We start from the raw sequence: 18554 nt of genomic DNA, 5'->3' as shown, positions 1-18554 counted from the left end.
ATTAAATTATGAGAACACATTTTAGTCTATTTTCAAAACTTAAAAGTTTTGTATTATTAATAACATTGTTTTTTGTTTTTCAGGATGTTGATGCACAAGTTGTAGGTCCTGGTGATTGGTCTTCCCTTCGCATGTATGGTCATGCCTTTAATGTCAATGGATTTTCAGCTACTGAATACGATTGGATTGAAAATCACAACTTTATTTTTACTGTAGAAAAACGTCATGCAAACATTTTGTATCCTAATCCCTCATCGGAGTTTGCCTCTGGTGTAGCTTCTGATCAAATTAATGCAAACAACCCTGATAGCAAAGTTCTGTTTTATTGGAATGCATCTAAACCTCATCAAACTATTTATGAAGAATCTGAAGACATTCTTGTAGTACATCCTGAGTGGTTATTTACTGATACTACAGGACAAGATCGATGGACATGGAATGAAGATGCTTTTGTCACTTGGTGGTCAGATGTTGGTATAGATCAGATGAATAACACATCTCATGAAGGAGTTTTTATTGATTTGGTGGCAACAGTAAATTCTCAGCGTGGAGATAATGGATTAACCAAACTAGAAACGGCTTTAGCTAGAATGAGAGATAATTCGGATGGAATTGTCATTCATAGTGCTTTTTGGCCTTCGGGAGATGGAGAATTTTTAGCTGGATCTAGAACTGTTGAACATTCTGATGGTGTGTTTGTGGAATCATTCTTCCATCATATATGCGACACAGAATTAGATGGGAAAGCGATGTTAGATGCATTGCTTGCAGTTCCATCGGATAAGTATATCATAACAACTTCAAAGCCTGATGGTGTTTGGGGAACAGACCATCAATTTGCCATGGCTGCTCATCTTATTATTGCCAATAACCAAAGTTTTCATCGTCACTTTTATAATGGCTATAGTTCAGCAGATTTACAGATTTGGCATGATGATTTTGGGAAATACATCGGTGAACCTAATGGACCAGCTACTGTAAACGGCTCTGTTTATACACGTACTTTTGCAAATGCTTTTGTAACCGTGAATGTGTCGGATAGAACCTCGTCTATTGTTTGGGGTCCAACTTCTACTAATCTTGCCTTAAATGGTACAGCCTCACAATCATCTACAATTCTTAATGCAGAAGCTTCACGTTCAATAGATAACAATACAAACGGTGCATTTTCTGGTGGTTCTGTAACGCATACTGATGGTACAGAAACGAGCCCATGGTGGCAAGTAAATCTTGGTGCCGAATATAGCATTGGAGATATTAATGTATTTGGGAGAACAGGTTGTTGCATGGATAGATTAAATGATTTTACAGTTCTTGTTTATGATGCTACTGGGGCTAGAGTATTTCATAAAACATTTTCATCATATCCTGATCCTTCGGTAACAGTAAATGCTGGAAATATCATGGGAAAAACAATACGTGTTCGTTTAAATGGAACCGCTGCTCTATCCTTAGCCGAGGTAGAAGTTTTTGAAGGGGGTGTAAATTGTGCAACATTTACAAAAATAGAAAGTGAAAATTACGATAGTATGTTAGGAATAAACACTAGAAATAGTACAGACGTCAATGGAGGTTTGGATGTTATTGGTATTGATCCAGGTGATTGGTGTATGTATAGTAATATTGACCTTACCTGTGCAACAAGTGTTAGTGCACGAGTTGCGACTGCTAGATCTGGAGATATTGAAGTACGATTAGGTGGTGTTACTGGTACATTGATTGGTACTATACCTGTGGTATCAACAGGTGGATGGCAAAATTGGACTACCGTAAGCGCAAACCTAACGAGTGTTAGTGGTGTACATGATGTGTATCTTGTATTTACGGGAAGCACAACGTCATTGATGAATTTAACCTGGTTTGAATTTAACAGTCTAACAAGCGCTAATAAATCCATTTCTAATCTTGATAAAGATTTAAGTAATTCTGTTTCTGATCTTGATACAGATACTAATTTACTAATTTATCCAAACCCTGCATCAGATATTATTAATGTAGAATTTTCTGGATCCGAAGCGGCTGTATTGGACATCATTAACCATGTTGGTCAAACTGTGCTTTCCGTTAATATTAATGAAGGTTCTGCTTCTTATGATATTAGCAATTTACCGTCTGGATTGTATATTGTTCGAATATCAAACGAGAATGAAACTTATTTAAGAAAAATAATAAAGATGTAATACAGAATTAAGTAGAATCATCAGCCTTAATAGAGAAGTTGTTAAAAAAGTCATCTCGAAATTCCAAGAGGTACTTAAAACAGCTTCAGAATGAAAAAAAATAGATAAATATTTGAATATCAACTTATGAAAAGAAGAATTACAATGAAAATTTATGAGCGTGCTTACCATCTGCAGTCTTCTGTTTTCGGTAATTGCAAATGCTGTGCCTGACCAGGTTACAGTATCCGTCACAACCGGTACGCCTGGACATGAAATATCACCGACCTCAATTGGCGTGAGTTACGAAATAGAGCTGCTGTAACCTGAAGATGGTGTTGAATTAGATGAAGACTTTGTGTATTATATTGATCAGCTGAAGTCAACGAATAGTTTAGTGCCTAGGCCAGATCCTTTTGAGGTTGCTTTTGTGGTAGAAGATGATGGAGGTCAAAGCATTTCTAGTGTAACAGTAGATGTGGAGGGCAAAAGTGCCTTGAGCGATGCTTCTGGTAAAGCTAGCTTCGAATTGGATAGCGGTTCTTACCAAGTCTCTTTTTCTAAGGATAATTATGTCACTTATAATGAAACTTATTAAAGAATAATTTTAGTACTAATCATCTGATCTATGTTTTTTTAAGCATGAGGAGTAAACGCTAGTATGTCAGTATGTTAAGTCTAATAATTAGTCCTGATTTAGGACTTTAAACAACTTCAATTATTAAAAAAAATAAAGCTAGATATGAAGAAACTATTTATAGTAATTTTAGTCGTGTTAGCATTTTTGCCGACTAATGCACAAGAGGAACCCAATGCATCATGGATGTCTGGTTCTTGGGGAATATGGTATCAGGTAGGGGGAAGTATACGTACTGACACCAATACCGAAAATATATATTTAGAAGGGGCACAGCAAATTGTAGATGAGTTACCCACTATGGGCCATGTCTTTTCTAGTTTTACACATAGTGCTCATGGCTATTATTTCATGCTCAGAGATAATCCTTATGTCGATGTGGCCACTGAAATTCATCCCGATTTCGTACCTTCTATAGAGAACGAAGAAAAGTTTCTTGAAGTCCTTGATGTATTTAAGAAAGCAGGCAAAAAGATAATTCTATACGTTGCCACTGATGGCCCATCTGCCCGTGGAGGTACTCCCGACAATGAAGAGTATAAGTTGGCTTGGGAAACGTATTATAACAGAGAATTTGGCGGCGATGAGGGATTGGCATGGCGTACGGTATGCAAAGGCTATTTTGAACGATTTAAAGGTATTGCCGATGGTTATTGGTTAGATCATACCAATCAACTACCTGGCGGTATGGCAGCTTATGAGGCAATGATTAGATCGGTAGATTCTACGGTGTCGTTAGCTACGAATACAGTTGTTGAAAGTGATACGGAAGATTTTTTAGGCTACTTTACTTACTCTAATGGTGATTATATACTAGTAGATTCCGATGGACTAGATGACCCGGATTCAACGGATTACAAAATTAAAAAGTATGAAATTACAGATCCATATATGGATTTTACGGGAGGCCATCCTACGCCTTTACAACAAGGTGCACCACCTAACTCGTTTGGTTACGAAGAATATACCTTTCCTGATATGATTGCAGAACCTTGGGGGACTTTCGATGGCAGCAAAAATGCTTTAAAACATGCGTTTGTTCCTATGCGAGAAAGATGGTCCGTAGCTAGCGTTGATCTTGTTTTTAAAGATGAGGAGCAGGCCTATCGTGTGGTGCGCAATCTGACAGATGTTGGCTGTGCGATGACTTTTTCTACCACTTATACGTTGGGGATGATGAGCGAAGATGAATTGACTGTTTTGAAAGAGGTCGATGCTAGACTAGGAACAGTACCTATGCCCGATTTTATACCTTATACACGTCCTGCGGGAGCTAAGCTGGTCGGCGAAACCTTTCCTGCTAGTTATCAATATATCGTATTTCCCGAACTAAGCACCAAAACAGTTGGTAATGCAGGTTTTGACCCGGAAATATCAGCGACTTCGGGTTTGCCAGTAACCATTAGCAGTTCTAATACTGAAGTGGCCGTTGTTATTAAGAACAAAATTCATGTGGTAGGTGCTGGTTATACTTTAATAACAGCATCGCAGGCGGGTAATTCCGAATACGATATGGCCCTTGATGTCACCCGTCGATTAACAGTGATTGGTGAAAATATTGGAGGCACTAATGTTGCTTTGACAGGGATAGCTTCACAATCCTCAACTGCTTTTACCGCATTGGCAGAAAGAGCTATCGATGGCAATACTGATGGGGCTTTTTCAAAACAGTCGGTCACGCATACTGAAACAGAGATGAATGCTTGGTGGCAAGTAGACTTAGGTGTTAGTTACAATATAGGACAGATTTCACTTTACAGTAGAACAGATGATTGTTGTAAAGACAGAGTAACAGACTTTACTGTCTATGTGCTCGATGCGGATAGTGTGGTGACTTACTCTAAATATTTTGCTGATTCACCTTATCCCTCTATTACTATGGATGCTGGCGGTGTAATAGGGAAGACGGTAAAAGTTCAACTAAATGGGAGCGGATCCATGTCACTAGCAGAAGTGGTGGTCTATGATGTACCCAATTCAGTATCATTTAGTGTGACAGATGAATTGACAGGTGACGGCATATCTTATGCTTCTCTTGCTATAAATGATCGCTATTATTTTACTAATGCCGAGGGAAATGTACAAGCACAAATGCCTGCAGGTAGCTTTCCTTTAGTGATAAGCAAAGAAGGTTACCACACTTTAACTCAAAATGTTGAAATTTTAAGTGATACAAGCATTGCTCTACAACTAATACCTTCAGCGTTAGCCAATTTAAATAGCCCGATTACAGACAAGATTAGAATTTATCCTAATCCAGTTTCAGAAATTATGAATGTTGAGTATGCTGACACTGAAACAGTTATTATGAATGTTATTGATCTTACAGGCCATATTATAATTTCCACCACTATCCAAAGTGGTATCACACCTGTTGATATTAGTGATTTATCTCCAGGGTTCTACATTGTTCGCATTTCAAATGAGGATAAAACCTATTTAAGAAAAATAATTAAGATGTAATACAGAATTAAGTAGAATCATCAGCCTTAATAGAGAAGTTGTTAAAAAAGGCATCTCGAAATTCCAATAGGATATTAAACAGCTTCCGAATGAGAGAATTAGATTAGATATTTAAACATCAGGTTATGGAAAGAAGAAATTCAATGAAAAAAATTATAAGCGTTCTCATCATCTGCAGTCTTCTGTTTTCGTCAACTGCAAATCCTGCTTCTGACCAAGTTACAGTATCCGTCACTACTTAGCAAGCTCAAATATGAAATTTTACCGACTTCAATTGGAGTGAGTCATGAAATAGAGCTGCTGTAACCTGAAGATGATGAGGTTCCTTATTTTCGACCTGATAACAAGCCGCTCATTGCTATATTCAAAACTCTTGTTATAAAAAGCTTGCGTCTCAGTGGTAATACCCAGGATCATACTAAAAGGCAGGCCCTACTGAAGACCAAATTGCCAGTGCTTTCGAATTTGTTAGGGCGCCTGGGGTAAAGGTCATCTATTCTCTTCGTCTGAAGGAGAATTTTAGTAGCGAGAAAGATCCTTTTCGTCAGGAAGCTCAAGAAAATTTACAGATAACGGAATTTTAGCTATTTCTGCAGAATATAGAATAAAAAGCAAACATAAAACCTCTCCTTTTGAATGCGTTATAGATGGGGAATCCGCAGTTCGTTGGGTAAGGGAGTATGCTTCTCAATTGGGAATTGACCCAGATAGAATTATTTCCTCTGGAGACTCTGCTGGAGGACATGTAGAAGCTTGTACTGGCGTTATTGAATCATATAATGAAGAAGGGGAAGACCTTTCAATCAGTTCTAAGCCAAATGCTATGATTCTCTATAACCCTGTTATTGATACTACTGAAAAAAGTTATGGATTAAAAAAGTAGGCGAAAATAGAAAAACAGAAATATCTCCTTGTCATCATGTTAAACTAGGAATTCCACCAACATTAATATACCACGGTACAGCAGATAAAAGCGTTCCGTTTGAAAATGTAGAACGTTTTACCAACTTAACGAATGAAGCAGGGAATATTTGTGAATTAATAGCTTTTAAAGATAAGGAGCATGGGTTTTTTCATGGGTCGTTTTTTCGTAAAACTAATGCAGCCGTTGATTTTAATATGACTATGGAGAAATCAATGGAGTTTCTCGTTAATATTAATATGATTACAAATTAGATTCTGTTTTTCTATTATTATTTCTTAAAATGCCGGAATTAGGTTATATACAGCAAGGCTTTGAATGAAATAAGAAAATAAAGTATATAACAATTAAATAGTTTTACGCTTAATAAATGATATAGACTAGTTTTTAAGCATCATGTAATTCTAAAAATTAAATGGGCCTAAATGGAATTATTAAATTACTAGTTATAATAATTACTTGCTTTACAGTATCTCAAGATTTTTTTGCACAAACGAAGCCTTCAATTTTTGGTAAAGTTATAAATGAAGAAAAAGAACCCTTAGAATTTGTTTCGGTAGCCTTGCTTAATCCAATAGATTCCACATTTGTTAGTTATACTATTACAGATGATAAAGGTTATTTCAGTGGTCTAGACATGGAAAAAGATTCTTTAATAATTCAGTTTTCATCGATGGGTTACGCTCATTTTTTTAAGAGTTTAGTAAGTAATGGTTCGCCTATAGATTTAGGAATCATTATTATGATTGATGAAAATAGCACATTAGATGAAATAACAATATCAGCAGTGGTTCCAATTTCAATAAAAAAAGATACTATTTCATATAACGCTAATGCTTTTAAGGTAAACCCGAACGATAATATAGATAATCTGTTAGAAAAACTACCTGGTCTTGAAGTTAAACTATTTGTACTACTGATTTTAAGGTAACTATTGCAGATTTAGTAGATTATAAATTAAAAGACAATGAAGTGGAAGACAGCTATAGTATGATGCCGTTGTTAACTGAAAAAGGAAAGTTTACAAGAGAAGCTACTATCAACCATAGTAAAAATGGAATATTTGCTATTAGAAAAGGTGATTGGAAATTAATAGTTTCTCCAAATTCAGGAATTGATGCTACAGGAAGACCTGCAAAGCATAAAAAAAATCTTCCAGAAAACATTCTATATAACTTAAAAACAGATATTAAAGAATTTCATAATATAGCCGATAAACATCCCGCTAAAGTTAAGGAGTTAAAAGATTTATTAATTCAAGAAATAAAAAAATCTCAGATTAAGTAGTAAACTGAGATTTTAATTTATATAGCTTATAAGAAATCTGCCAAAAAACACTTTGTTAGACAGTTGTTTTATACTATAGTTAAAAGTAATCAACTTTACTTGTTTACTCTTTCGGCAGCAACTATTTCTTTTGCTCTTGCTTTACCTAGAGCCTCATCTAATTTGTGGTTAAAATCTATTCTATTTTCTTTAACTTTTTCTTTAAATTTATCGGGATCACTTTCTTTGTATTTTTGAGCTAAAGTAATGTGGTTGACTACTTGCTCTTTTTTTAATTCAAAAAAGGTTGTTTTTTCAGTATCTGATAATTCAATTGTTTTTTCAATATTTACGATACTTTCATTTGTTCTTCGTATAGCAGATTTTTCTATAGAAGATTGTGCGAATGCTGTTAAGCTAATTAGTAATCCGAATGCAAATGTTACTATTGTTTTTTTCATCTTTTAAAATTTTATAATGATTTGTACTTATTTTACGATTGTAAAGTAACAAATTACAATCGTAGTTTTTTTGCTTATTTAGCTCTTTTTTTTGCTCTATTCCATTCAGTCAATTATTACTATAAGTCCATCGAAATGTAACGCAGATATTTCGCTAAGTTGATATAGTCTTCATTCTGAATAGGTTTGTAGTCTCTCAGTCTATTTTTCTTCGTTCCTTTAACAAATCACCAAGGCGGTGGGGATTATAAATTTAATCATTAATTAATAGTGCATCTTTTTTATTTGAGAATAGTTGAATACTTATTAAGTAGAGTATTTTCGTCGGTGATAAAATTGCAGAATTTATTTTAAATCAACTAGAATTAGATATAAAAACAGGAAGAAGTACCGAAGGGAATTCCCTAAGAATGCTATTGATAGAATAATTTTATGGAAAAGTGAATTCCAAAATCAAAAATAATCAGATGAGATTCTAAAAAAATAAGCCCCATAGTCAATTAGGCTATGGGGTTTTCTGTTGTGTTTATTCTTTTATTAATATCACTACTTTAATGTTGTTTTCTGTTTTTATTGTAGCTAAGTACAAACCTGAACGTAACTCGCTTATATTATATTGATCCTGTACACCTTTGTATGATTTAACCAGTACTCCTCTCAGATTAAAAACTTGTATGCTTTTAATTTTTTCGATAGAATTTTTTACAATGGAAAAACTATCGTTTATTGGATTTGGGCTAATTTTATAGGTCAGGTTGTTTGAAATTTATTTATTTTGATTTTCAATCAACCTTGCCCTCTATTTTTTTAGAAAATCTATCAATATGTGAATTTTTTAATTGACTAGCTAAAGGTTACAAAATTATTTAAACTTTGAGTTTTAATAATTATGTAATCATTCAGTTTATTGCTCTTTTTGGACATGTTTATTCTAATTAGTGTCTTATATATAATAAAATAACGATGCATTAAATAAAAAACATGCCGCTTAAATTTAAGATTTGATTTTAATTAGTGTTTGTAATAATTACAATTTTTAAGAAACTCTCCAAAAGTAAAAGTGAAGAAATAAGAATAAGAAATGAAAAAGTAAACTATCGATAACAGACCCAATAAAAGCACTTAGTACTGAATTATATAAAGTAATTGATCGATTAGAGCAAGAGTTAAATTCGTTTGTAAAATACCTTTGTACGGTATTCTGTATAGTTGAATGTTTTTTGCTGTTAAGAGTTTTTCATAAGTTAAAATTAAACTGCCAATGTTTAAGTTGAAAGTATTATTTTTTTATGTGTTTATTTTTTTTTCAATTTCTAGTTTTTCTCAAGGAAAACAAGTTGATTTTAAAGTTGACTACGAATCATTTTTGTCTAAGCATGACATGCTTTGGGATATAGTTCCTGACAAATGGCAAACAGCGCCATATACAGGTAATGGAAATGTTGGTTTCTTATTTTATCAAGCAAAGGAAGAAAACAAAAATGTCATTTCAATTCATGTAGGAAGACATGATTACTATGATCACAGAGAGGCAAAAACAAAAGCTGATGAGATGCTTTGGATCAAACGAAGTAGGTTGCCACTCGGTCATTTCGATTTGAAATCTAAAGGGGAAATAACAGGGATTGAGATGCGCTTGAATTTATGGAATGCAGAATTAACTGGTGTTATTACTACGTCTAAAGGAACCTATAAAATAAAAGGATTTACACACAGTACAAAAGATGTTATCTTTTTTGAAACAGATACAAAAGACGAAGAAATTGAAATTACGTGGCAAGCTGAAGATCCTATTCCTCCAGTATATGAAGCCTTAAAAGCAGGAAAAGGACCTAAAGGAGGTGGTTGGGCAAAAATGAGAGCAACAATTTTAGAGATGCCTCCAAAGCCAACCTTAAGCGCTAAGAATGGTTATAATTTTTGTTACCAACCACTATTTGATAATAGAGGTGAAACCACTACAGGTTGGAAGTTAACAGGAAATCCATCAGGTAAACAACAACTTATCACAAGTGTTCACCATAGTTACCCAGAACACAACTCCTTAGAGATTGTAACTGAAAATTTAGCAATAGCAGAAAATCTTATTCAACAAAACAAGTTTGTGTCATCACATCAAAAATGGTGGCATGACTATTACCCTCTTAGTTTTTTATCCATCAATGATGCTGAAAAAGAATCTTTCTATTGGATTCAAATGTACAAGCTAGGTTCTGCTTCTAGAGGGAATGGACCGATTCTAGATTTAATGGGACCTTGGTACAATAGAACTTTTTGGCCAATGGTTTGGGGAGATTTAAACGTACAATTAATTTATTGGACACATTTAACAGCAAACAGAATGTCTATTGGTGAGTCTTTACCTAATAACATTGATAAGTATGCAAAAAATCTAGAAGGAAATGTTCCTGCTAGATGGAAAAATAGTGCCGCCGTTGCAGCGTTAATGCCTCAAGATTTAATAGCCTTTAACGGAGGGAAAGTACCTGATATGTTAGCATGGATGTTAAATGATTATTGGCTGCATTGCAAGTTTGCTGGAGATGATATTCGTATGAGAGATAAATTATTTCCTATCTTAAAAAAGACGGTTAATGGTTATTTAAATTATATTAAGGAAAACCCTGTTGCTTCCAAAGATGGTAAAATCCACATAAAAAATAGCTGGTCTCCAGAATACAAACCAGGACATGGTATGGATATTAATTTTACCCTAGCATTAATACGTTGGAGTTGCCAAACATTATTAGATATTGATAAACAACATCAATTAAATGATCCATTAGCTAAAGACTGGCAACATTTGATAGATAATTTAGTAGAGTTTCAGATAGATGCAGACGGCCTTAGAATAGGAAAAGATATTCCTTTTGATAAACCACATCGCCATTACTCTCATTTATTGGCTTTTTATCCTTTAATGGTGATTACTCCCGAAAAAGAAGAAGATAAAAAATTATTACGTACTTCTTTAGATCATTGGTTGGATGTTACCTTTAGTGGCAAAAAAATTAAAGCAATGCCTGTAACGGGCTATACAGCTACGGGAGCAGCTTCTATGTATGCTTGTTTGGGAGATGCTGAAAAAGCCTATTACTACTTAGACTTTTTAATCAAACACAAAAACATTTCTTCTACAACTATGTATTCTGAAGTTAAAATCAATCCCGTTATTGAAAGCCCATTATCGTTTACAACTAGTTTGCATGATATGATGCTACAAAGCTGGGGAGATAAAATAAATGTATTTCCTGCAAGTCCAAAAAAATGGAAAGATGTTTCTTTCCATAACTTAAGAACACAAGGAGCCTTTTTGGTAAGCGCTAAAAAAGAAAAAGGGATTACTGAATTTGTTTCTGTCACAAGTTTGAAAGGAAACAAATGTAACGTACAGGTAGATATTAAAAACCCTAAATTCTATATCAACGGAAAGCGCATTTCTGTAGATAAAGAAATCAATGGTACTTACATTGTAGATTTAAAGAAAAACGAATCTGTAATGATCACTTCCAAGAAATTGAGTAAAACGAACGTAACTATTGCAGAACTACCAAAATCTGAAAAGGAGAAAAATCTATTTGGATATGGTGACAAAACAAAACGTTTACCAGGTCATCAATATTACAGTTCTTATTAGTAACAATTATATTATGAAAATAATTCTATACAGCATATGTGTATTCGTTTCTTTTTTAGCTTGTTCTGTTAGAGCACAAGAAAAGAAACCAAATATTATTTTCGTGTTTTCTGACGATCAAAGGTTCAGTTCTTTAAGTATGACGGGAGACCCTGTTGTTCAAACTCCAAATATTGATGCGTTGGCTAAAGAAGGTGTGTTTTTCAACAACGCATATATTACGAGTCCTATTTGTGGGCCAAGTAGAGCCAATATATTTACAGGGCAATGGGAACGAAAAAACAAAATTGGATTTAACTATGTTTCTAAGAATCTAATATCTGATAAAACTTATAAAAAGAGTTGGTTGGTACAGTTAAAAAAAGCAGGATATTCAACCGCTTTTATAGGGAAACATCACACAAAAATTTCAGATAGAAGGAATACCTCTTTAATAGAAAATACTGATTTCTGCTATTATGGTGAAGGACATTTAGGATTTTACCCAGCAAAAAAACACAAACAGTTTGGAAATCTTAAACACAAAACTCAAATAGAAGGAATGTTAGAGGCTACCAAAGCTTATTTGACACAGAATGATACGTATGATTATTTTTATCAGAATGCAGATGCTTCCATTAAAAATCAATTACATAAAAGAGATCCTAACAAACCTTTTTCTGCTTGGATTAATTTAAATCTTCCACATGCCTCTAGCATTGGTGGAATGGGGTCACGTGAAACAGATCCAGAATATTATAAAACAGGATACAATGATGTTAAAGATAAGATAACGTTACCAGATGACTATCCTCAAGAAATTAGTCTTCCTAAGGAAGTATATGCTACAAGTGATTTGATGAGATATTATGTCACTTCTAAAAGAGCTAGATTATTAAATGAAAAATTAAAAATGACTCGTGCTGTTCATGCCATTGATGTAATGGTAGGGAATTTACGTACCTATTTAAAAGAAATAGGTGAAGATGAAAATACCATTATTGTATTTTGTTCTGATAACGGTTTGTTTTTAGGAGAACATGGTTTAGGAGGAAAGACGATATTATATGATGAATCTGTACATGTACCTTTGATTGTGTATTCACCATTATTCAATAAAAAAACAAAAGGGAAAGTAATAGATGAATTGGTCGTTGGCCAAGATATTCCTGCCACTATTTTAGAAATGTGTGGTGTAGCGATTCCTAAATCTTACCAAGGAAAAAGTATGCTTCCATTAATTGAAAAGAAAAACACACAATGGAGAGATGAAATATTCCTAGAAAATTTATTTACAGATCAAGGATACCCTAGACAAGAAGCTGTTAGAAGTAAACAATACAAATACATCCGATCTTTCAGTAAAATAAATGATCGAAAAAAGTATGTTCCAAATCAATCTATGGAAACCAATGAAGAGCCTATTTACGAGGAGTTGTTCGATATATTAAAAGATCCTAAAGAACAGAATAATTTGGCTACAAACCCTGCTTACAAAAAGCAACTTGATTATTACAGAAACAAATGTAAAACTCTTGTGAAAGAGCTTTATTAATTATAACATCAATTTTAAATTATTATAACTATGACTAGATTACCAAACATCTTTTTTCTTTTAACATTTTTATTTTTTGTGTCATGTGGAACTTCTGATGAAGAAGAAGCTATTGACGAAGTTGAAGAAGTTGAAGAAGAACCAACAAAAACAGATATCCTATATGGTGACAATTTTATTGTTTTTGAACCTGAAATCACAAAATCTGATTTAGGATTATGGGTAAAACGAGTTCCTGGCGATCCTAAATACCATGTTGGAACAGGAATAGAAGCTATTAATAAAGGGTATCTAGAATTTACAGGGAATAATTTAAACACTGGACCTGCAACATCTCCATTAGAATATGAATTTGTTTGTCCTAAAACAGCGCAATATAGACTTGTCATGAGAATGTATCAGCCACTTGCTGATGATGAAGAAGAAGATAAAAGAAATGATGTGTATGTTAGGTTGGAGGGTGATTTCACATCTGGATTTGTTTATACTACAGAAACTTTAGAAACTGACCATAAGTTTTGGGGAAGAGGTGTTCGGAAATGGGGATCTACAATTAAATTAGAGGCAGAAGTGAACGGAAATGATGTCTTAACGAGAGCGGTCTATAATTTAAAAGAAGGAGAAACCTATACATTTACCATGTCTGGAAGAGCACAAGGAACTAGTATTGACTATATTTTGTTTTATGAATTTTCACTTGAAGCAAGCCTTGGTCTTACTATTGAAAATCATACGGATATTGCAACGGAATTACCTGAAAATTTCAGACCTAATGTAGTAGAGTAATTACTCCTATTTAAAAAATAATCTGAGTTAAGATTAGGTTGAATGAAGAAAACACTTTGAGGTAAGATTAGTTGATTTTTGAATGATATTCAGAATTTTTATCAAAGAAAATATTATGTTAAAATATTTATCGTTACTTTTTTTAGTGTTTACAATCAGCATGATTTCTGCTCAGGCTGAAAAGAAATTATCTCTTAGTCAAAGGCCTATAGAAGCTTTGGATAGCACTTTCTTTCATCATGTTCCTTTAAAGGATTATGGAGGTTTAATCAAGCCAAGTAGCAATACAACTTTTAGCACCAACTACGAACCTTCTGGTAGTAGTTGGGGAAAGGGTTTAGATGAGAAAAATGTTTATTTAGCACGTTTAAAACATGAATCAGATTCAAATAGTACTTGGGATTTACGCATAGGTAAAGGAGGACAAATCTATTCTTTTATTGGTCCTTATGGAGAAGGAGTTCCGCCTAGTTATAAGAGTCATAATTCTCAATGGAATGATGAGGTTTGGCAGCCGGTAATTGTTTCTGGGGAATTTAATAATAGGGATAAGAATACAAACCTTAAAGAGGGGGTTACGAATGCTGGATTAAAGTATTTTATACATGGAGCAGGTACGTATTTAGCGGGTGTTTTAGAAACATCTTTTTATAGTCCGCTTATGGCATCCTATTATAATCAAACTGAAAAAGCTTACTATGTAACCAATTGGGGAGTGCAAGCGCATATTCCATCCTTGTTTAAATCAGGGGTTTTATACACCACTAAATACAAAGATATAGGAGAAGGGATTTTAGAGGTTACCTATGTAATTCAAAATTTTGGAACAGATGTATTAGATCATTTAAACGTTCCTTGGGGTGGTGTTAGAAGTTCTGCGTTAAGAGGAAATTTTGTTAGCAGGCCAGGTGGAGATATTGAAATTATTTACGGACAAACTGGAACTAAAAACAAAGGAGATACAGATAGTATTGATGCTACAGGTGGTTATATTATTTATGCTCAAGATACATTTTCGTCAACAAGTCCAGCATTGGGAATTGTTTTTGGAGATAAAATTTTAAAAGATGAGTTTAGCGATCATAACCTTTCTAAAATTTACTATAGAAGTGCACAGGTAGGGAATGATAGAAATCCCCGTGATTATACATTATTTACTACAATTGCAAAAATTGATGTAAAACCGGGAGAGACTTTTTATTACCGAATGTATTATATCAACGGTACAAGAGATGAGGTACAAAAAAAAGCAAACAAAATAAAATCAGAGGTTGCTTATGGATTTATAACTCCTACAATTGAAAATACTGCTATGGTAACTATTGAGGCTAAAGAGTTGGATAATGCTTTAGATCAAGATATACAATTGTATACCAGTCCAATAAAAGATATGATTCCTGTTTTTCTTATGAGAGATACAGCTACTGGAAAAGAATATATTTCTCCTGATCTATATTCCGGTGTCACTACCATTCCGTTTAGTAATCCTTACAAAAAAGGCAACTCTAAATATAAAAGGTATAAAAATAGAACTACCTACAGACAATATGATGGTAAAATAGAATATGTTAGACTATTAGGTTACGCATCAGATAAAGATAGGAGTGATAATAAACATACATATATATTGTTAGACAATATTATCGTAGATGATACTAAAGTAGTGTTAACAAAGGAATACCAAAACAGATTATGGGTTCCTCTTCATCAATAAATTCTTATAGTTACAAGATCAATTGTTTTAAATCTAAATCAAGTTTTTATAGGGAATGTTGATAGAGATATCTTACCTGTTTTAATTAATACTTATACTGGTATTCATTTAGAATAAAAAGATTCTTATTCTCAATTCAGATGAAGTGAAGGAAATCAAGATGGTATAGTTTTTTTAGTAAACACTAAGCTCTAAAACTCTTTTATTAGTGGCTAATAGATAACTAACTATTAGATTGGAGTCAATAGTTAGTTATACGGATATTGCTGTGGTATTACCTAGAATAAATCAACCAAATAACTTACTTTTTTAGAATAAATACTTTGTTTAGGTATAGATTAGAGCAAAGATTTGGTTGAATATCGAAAAGCCTATAATATTACAAGAGTTATTTTTGCAAATTATTAGGAATCCTAGTTAAAGAAAATTTTATGCTAAAATATTACGTAATATATTTTTTAATTTTCACAAGCACTATTAATTATTCCCAAACTATTAATGTATTATCTCTAAATCAAAGCCCTTTAGAGGCTTTGGATAGTACTTTCTTCGATCATGTCCCTTTAAAGGATTACGGTGACTTAATCAGTCCAAGTGATAACACAACTTTTACTACTAATTTTGAACCGTCTGGCAGTAGTTGGGGAGAGACTTTGGATGAACAAGATGTTTATTTAGCACGTTTGAAACATATATCTGATGCAAATAATACTTGGGATTTACGTATAGGCAAAGGAGGACAGATTTATTCTTTTATAGGTCCTTATGGAGAAGGGGTTCCACCAAGTAGTAAGAGTCATTCTCAATGGAATGATGAGGTTTGGCAACCGGTAAGTGTTTCTGGGGAATTAAATAATAATGATGGAGAGGATGACAATGTTTTTATTGAGGGAGCTACCAATACGGGACTCAAATATTTTATACATGGTGCAGGTACCTACTTAACAGATGATGCTGCAGAGAGTATAGATTTTTTAGACAAACCTTTTTATAGTCCATTAATGGCATCTTATTACCATCCAACAGAAAAAGCTTACTATGTAACCAATTGGGGAGCACAAGCACATGTTCCTTCATTATTTAAATCGGGGGTTTTATATACAACTAAGTACAAAGATATAGGGGAAGGAATTCTAGAAGTTACCTATGTAATTGAAAATTTTGGAACAGATGTTATAGATCACTTAAACGTTCCCTGGGGAGGAGTTAGAAGTTCTTCTTTAAGAGGTAAGTTTGTTGGTCGACCAGGTGGAGATATTGAAATCATTTACGGACAAACAGGAACAGAGAATCCGGGAGATTTAGAAGATATTGATGCTACGGGTGGTTATGTTATTTATGCTCAAGATACGCTTTCAGCATCAAGTCCGGCATTAGGAATTGTTTTTGGAGATGAAATTTTAACCGATGAATTTAGTGATCATAACCTTACTAGAATTTACTACAGAAGTGCGCAAGTAGGAGGAGACACAAACCTTAGAGATTATACATTATTTACAGTGATTACAAAAATAGATGTAAACCCAGGAGATACCTTTTATTACAGAATGTATTATATCAATGGTACAAGAGATGAGGTACAAGAAAAAGCAAACAAAATAAAATCTGAGGTAGCGTATGGCTTTATATCTCCTGCAATAGAAGATGCTGCTATGGTAACTATAAAATCTGAAGAGTTAGATGATGCTTTAGATCAAAATATTCAATTATTTACCAGTCCGATTAAAGGAACGGTTCCTGTTTTTTTAATGAGAGATGAAAGTGGTTCAGAATATATTTCTCCAGATCTTTATTACAATGTGTCTACCCAGCCATTTAGTAATCCTTATCCAGAAGACAATTCTAAGTTTGCAACCTACGAAGATAGATTTACCTATAGACAATACAACGGAGATGTTGAGTATGTTAGGTTGTTAGGTTACGCATCAGGTGAAGACCTAAGTAATGATGAAACCCAATATATATTGTTAGACAATATCATTATAGATGATACAAAAGTTGTTTTAACAACTGAATACCAAAATAAACTGTGGGTCCCGCTTTATGTAGAAATTCCTATAGTTACGATCTCGGATGTACTAGAAATAGATCAAGTTTTTGATATAGGGACTGCTGAAGGGGATATTACCCCCATTTTAACTAAGTCTGATAATGTGGTTCATTTTGAACAAAAAGACACGTATGCTCAATTTAGGTCTGCTGCCGGGAGTCAAGATGGTACAGGTTCTCTAATTTTTGCTATGCAGACATCTGGTGCAACAACGCTTTCAACACTTTCATTAGTAACCAATAGACAACAAAATGCAAGAATGGAGTTGAGTATATCCATACCTGGATATACTACAGAAACATTTGTTTATGATGACACAAATGACGCTGGTTATGTGTTTGAAACTATAGTTTTTTCTCAATCAATAACTTTTACAGACAGTCCGATTACCGTTACTATAAATATTCTTGATTATGATGTTAACATACCTCTTAATGTAGCAGCTAACTTTAGATTTCAGGATATTATTATCAATAATTCTTCCATCTTGTCTATAAAAGAATTCTCTAATGAAGATATTGCATTTAGAGCCTATCCCAATCCTGTGAGTAATAGTTTTGAAATAATTGGTGATGATGAAGAAATTAAAAACATTCAAGTATATAGTGTAAACGGGAGTTTGGTTAAAACACTAAACCCATCTATGAAGTATGATATAAGTGATTTAAGTTCTGGCTTGTATTTTGTAAAGATTAACACAGAATTGGGGACAAAAATAATAAAAGTTATTAAAAACGATAAGTACGGTAAAGCATACTTATAATTAAGATGTTTATTTTGCCATTATTGAATTTTAAACCGCAATTTTTACTATTGTTTTAAATGAATAATATCTTTATTTTTAATCTACTTAAAGGTTCTATAACACTACAATAAATTATTCTTTAATTAATTTTTTTCATGTTAATTGGATTGGTTAGTGTAG

The 18554-nt window shown here is 33.4% G+C and carries 13 protein-coding genes and 1 pseudogene; 12 read left to right on the top strand and 2 right to left on the bottom strand.

Going from position 1 to position 18554, the window contains the following annotated elements:
- Positions 1-8 precede the first annotated feature (8 nt).
- From GQR98_RS17890 to GQR98_RS17865, 7 genes and pseudogenes are all read left to right on the top strand, one after another.
- Positions 9-2180, top strand: a complete 2172-nt coding sequence (locus GQR98_RS17890; protein ID WP_159020761.1) for a carbohydrate-binding protein — start codon at positions 9-11, stop codon at positions 2178-2180.
- A gap of 376 nt (positions 2181-2556) precedes the next feature.
- Positions 2557-2757 carry a hypothetical protein gene (locus tag GQR98_RS17885; protein ID WP_159020760.1) on the top strand — a complete coding sequence of 67 codons (201 nt, stop codon included), beginning with the start codon at positions 2557-2559 and terminating at the stop codon, positions 2755-2757.
- A gap of 144 nt (positions 2758-2901) precedes the next feature.
- Positions 2902-5259, top strand: coding sequence for a T9SS type A sorting domain-containing protein (locus GQR98_RS17880; protein WP_159020759.1), 2358 nt, complete (start codon positions 2902-2904; stop codon positions 5257-5259).
- 550 nt (positions 5260-5809) lie between these two features.
- Positions 5810-6142: pseudogene (locus tag GQR98_RS19070) on the top strand (alpha/beta hydrolase); the annotation flags it as partial.
- Entirely contained in the window at positions 6130-6435 is a 306-nt protein-coding gene (locus GQR98_RS19385) for a prolyl oligopeptidase family serine peptidase (protein WP_199270297.1), read from the top strand. The pseudogene GQR98_RS19070 and the gene GQR98_RS19385, both read left to right, overlap by 13 nt.
- A gap of 161 nt (positions 6436-6596) precedes the next feature.
- The gene (locus GQR98_RS17870; protein WP_159020758.1) at positions 6597-7112 is read left to right on the top strand and encodes a carboxypeptidase-like regulatory domain-containing protein; all 516 of its coding nucleotides are present in this window, start codon (positions 6597-6599) and stop codon (positions 7110-7112) included.
- A gap of 41 nt (positions 7113-7153) precedes the next feature.
- A complete protein-coding gene (locus GQR98_RS17865; protein WP_233268043.1) occupies positions 7154-7468 on the top strand; it encodes a hypothetical protein in 315 nt (104 codons plus the stop codon).
- A 95-nt stretch (positions 7469-7563) separates the two neighbouring features.
- Here GQR98_RS17865 and GQR98_RS17860 read toward each other — a convergent pair whose 3' ends face one another.
- Both GQR98_RS17860 and GQR98_RS19380 read right to left on the bottom strand, forming a co-directional pair.
- A complete protein-coding gene (locus GQR98_RS17860; RefSeq protein ID WP_159020757.1) occupies positions 7564-7908 on the bottom strand; it encodes a hypothetical protein in 345 nt (114 codons plus the stop codon).
- Between the two features lie 526 nt (positions 7909-8434).
- Positions 8435-8650, bottom strand: coding sequence for a T9SS type A sorting domain-containing protein (locus tag GQR98_RS19380; RefSeq protein ID WP_410488917.1), 216 nt, complete (start codon positions 8648-8650; stop codon positions 8435-8437).
- A 528-nt stretch (positions 8651-9178) separates the two neighbouring features.
- On the opposite strand from GQR98_RS19380, the gene GQR98_RS17850 reads away from it, so the two are divergent.
- The 5 genes from GQR98_RS17850 (at position 9179) to GQR98_RS17830 (ending at position 18392) form a co-directional block, all read left to right on the top strand.
- Positions 9179-11545: a glycosyl hydrolase family 95 catalytic domain-containing protein gene (locus GQR98_RS17850; RefSeq protein WP_159020756.1), complete on the top strand. Its 2367-nt coding sequence runs from the start codon at positions 9179-9181 to the stop codon at positions 11543-11545.
- A 13-nt stretch (positions 11546-11558) separates the two neighbouring features.
- Complete coding sequence (locus GQR98_RS17845) at positions 11559-13079, top strand: sulfatase-like hydrolase/transferase (protein ID WP_159020755.1); 1521 nt, start codon at positions 11559-11561, stop codon at positions 13077-13079.
- A gap of 30 nt (positions 13080-13109) precedes the next feature.
- Positions 13110-13865, top strand: coding sequence for a hypothetical protein (locus GQR98_RS17840; protein ID WP_159020754.1), 756 nt, complete (start codon positions 13110-13112; stop codon positions 13863-13865).
- Between the two features lie 115 nt (positions 13866-13980).
- Positions 13981-15579 carry a hypothetical protein gene (locus GQR98_RS17835; protein WP_159020753.1) on the top strand — a complete coding sequence of 533 codons (1599 nt, stop codon included), beginning with the start codon at positions 13981-13983 and terminating at the stop codon, positions 15577-15579.
- Between the two features lie 431 nt (positions 15580-16010).
- Positions 16011-18392 (top strand): T9SS type A sorting domain-containing protein, encoded by a 2382-nt coding sequence (locus GQR98_RS17830; protein WP_159020752.1) that lies wholly within the window; start codon positions 16011-16013, stop codon positions 18390-18392.
- Positions 18393-18554: the final 162 nt, after the last annotated feature.

It is taken from the genome of Algibacter sp. L3A6 (genome assembly GCF_009796825.1).
GTDB lineage: Bacteria > Bacteroidota > Bacteroidia > Flavobacteriales > Flavobacteriaceae > Algibacter.
Note: the sequence above shows the minus strand (reverse complement) of the source record. Positions and strands in the feature narration are given on the sequence as shown.

Excerpts from the sequence above, each read along its gene's own strand:
- GQR98_RS17835 (WP_159020753.1), top strand. The coding sequence starts at position 13,981 with ATGTTAAAATATTTATCGTTACTTTTTTTAGTGTTTACAATCAGCATG.
- GQR98_RS17890 (WP_159020761.1), top strand. The coding sequence starts at position 9 with ATGAGAACACATTTTAGTCTATTTTCAAAACTTAAAAGTTTTGTATTA.
- GQR98_RS17880 (WP_159020759.1), top strand. The coding sequence starts at position 2,902 with ATGAAGAAACTATTTATAGTAATTTTAGTCGTGTTAGCATTTTTGCCG.
- GQR98_RS17870 (WP_159020758.1), top strand. The coding sequence starts at position 6,597 with ATGGGCCTAAATGGAATTATTAAATTACTAGTTATAATAATTACTTGC.
- GQR98_RS17830 (WP_159020752.1), top strand. The coding sequence starts at position 16,011 with ATGCTAAAATATTACGTAATATATTTTTTAATTTTCACAAGCACTATT.
- GQR98_RS17860 (WP_159020757.1), bottom strand. The coding sequence starts at position 7,908 with ATGAAAAAAACAATAGTAACATTTGCATTCGGATTACTAATTAGCTTA.
- GQR98_RS17840 (WP_159020754.1), top strand. The coding sequence starts at position 13,110 with ATGACTAGATTACCAAACATCTTTTTTCTTTTAACATTTTTATTTTTT.
- GQR98_RS17845 (WP_159020755.1), top strand. The coding sequence starts at position 11,559 with ATGAAAATAATTCTATACAGCATATGTGTATTCGTTTCTTTTTTAGCT.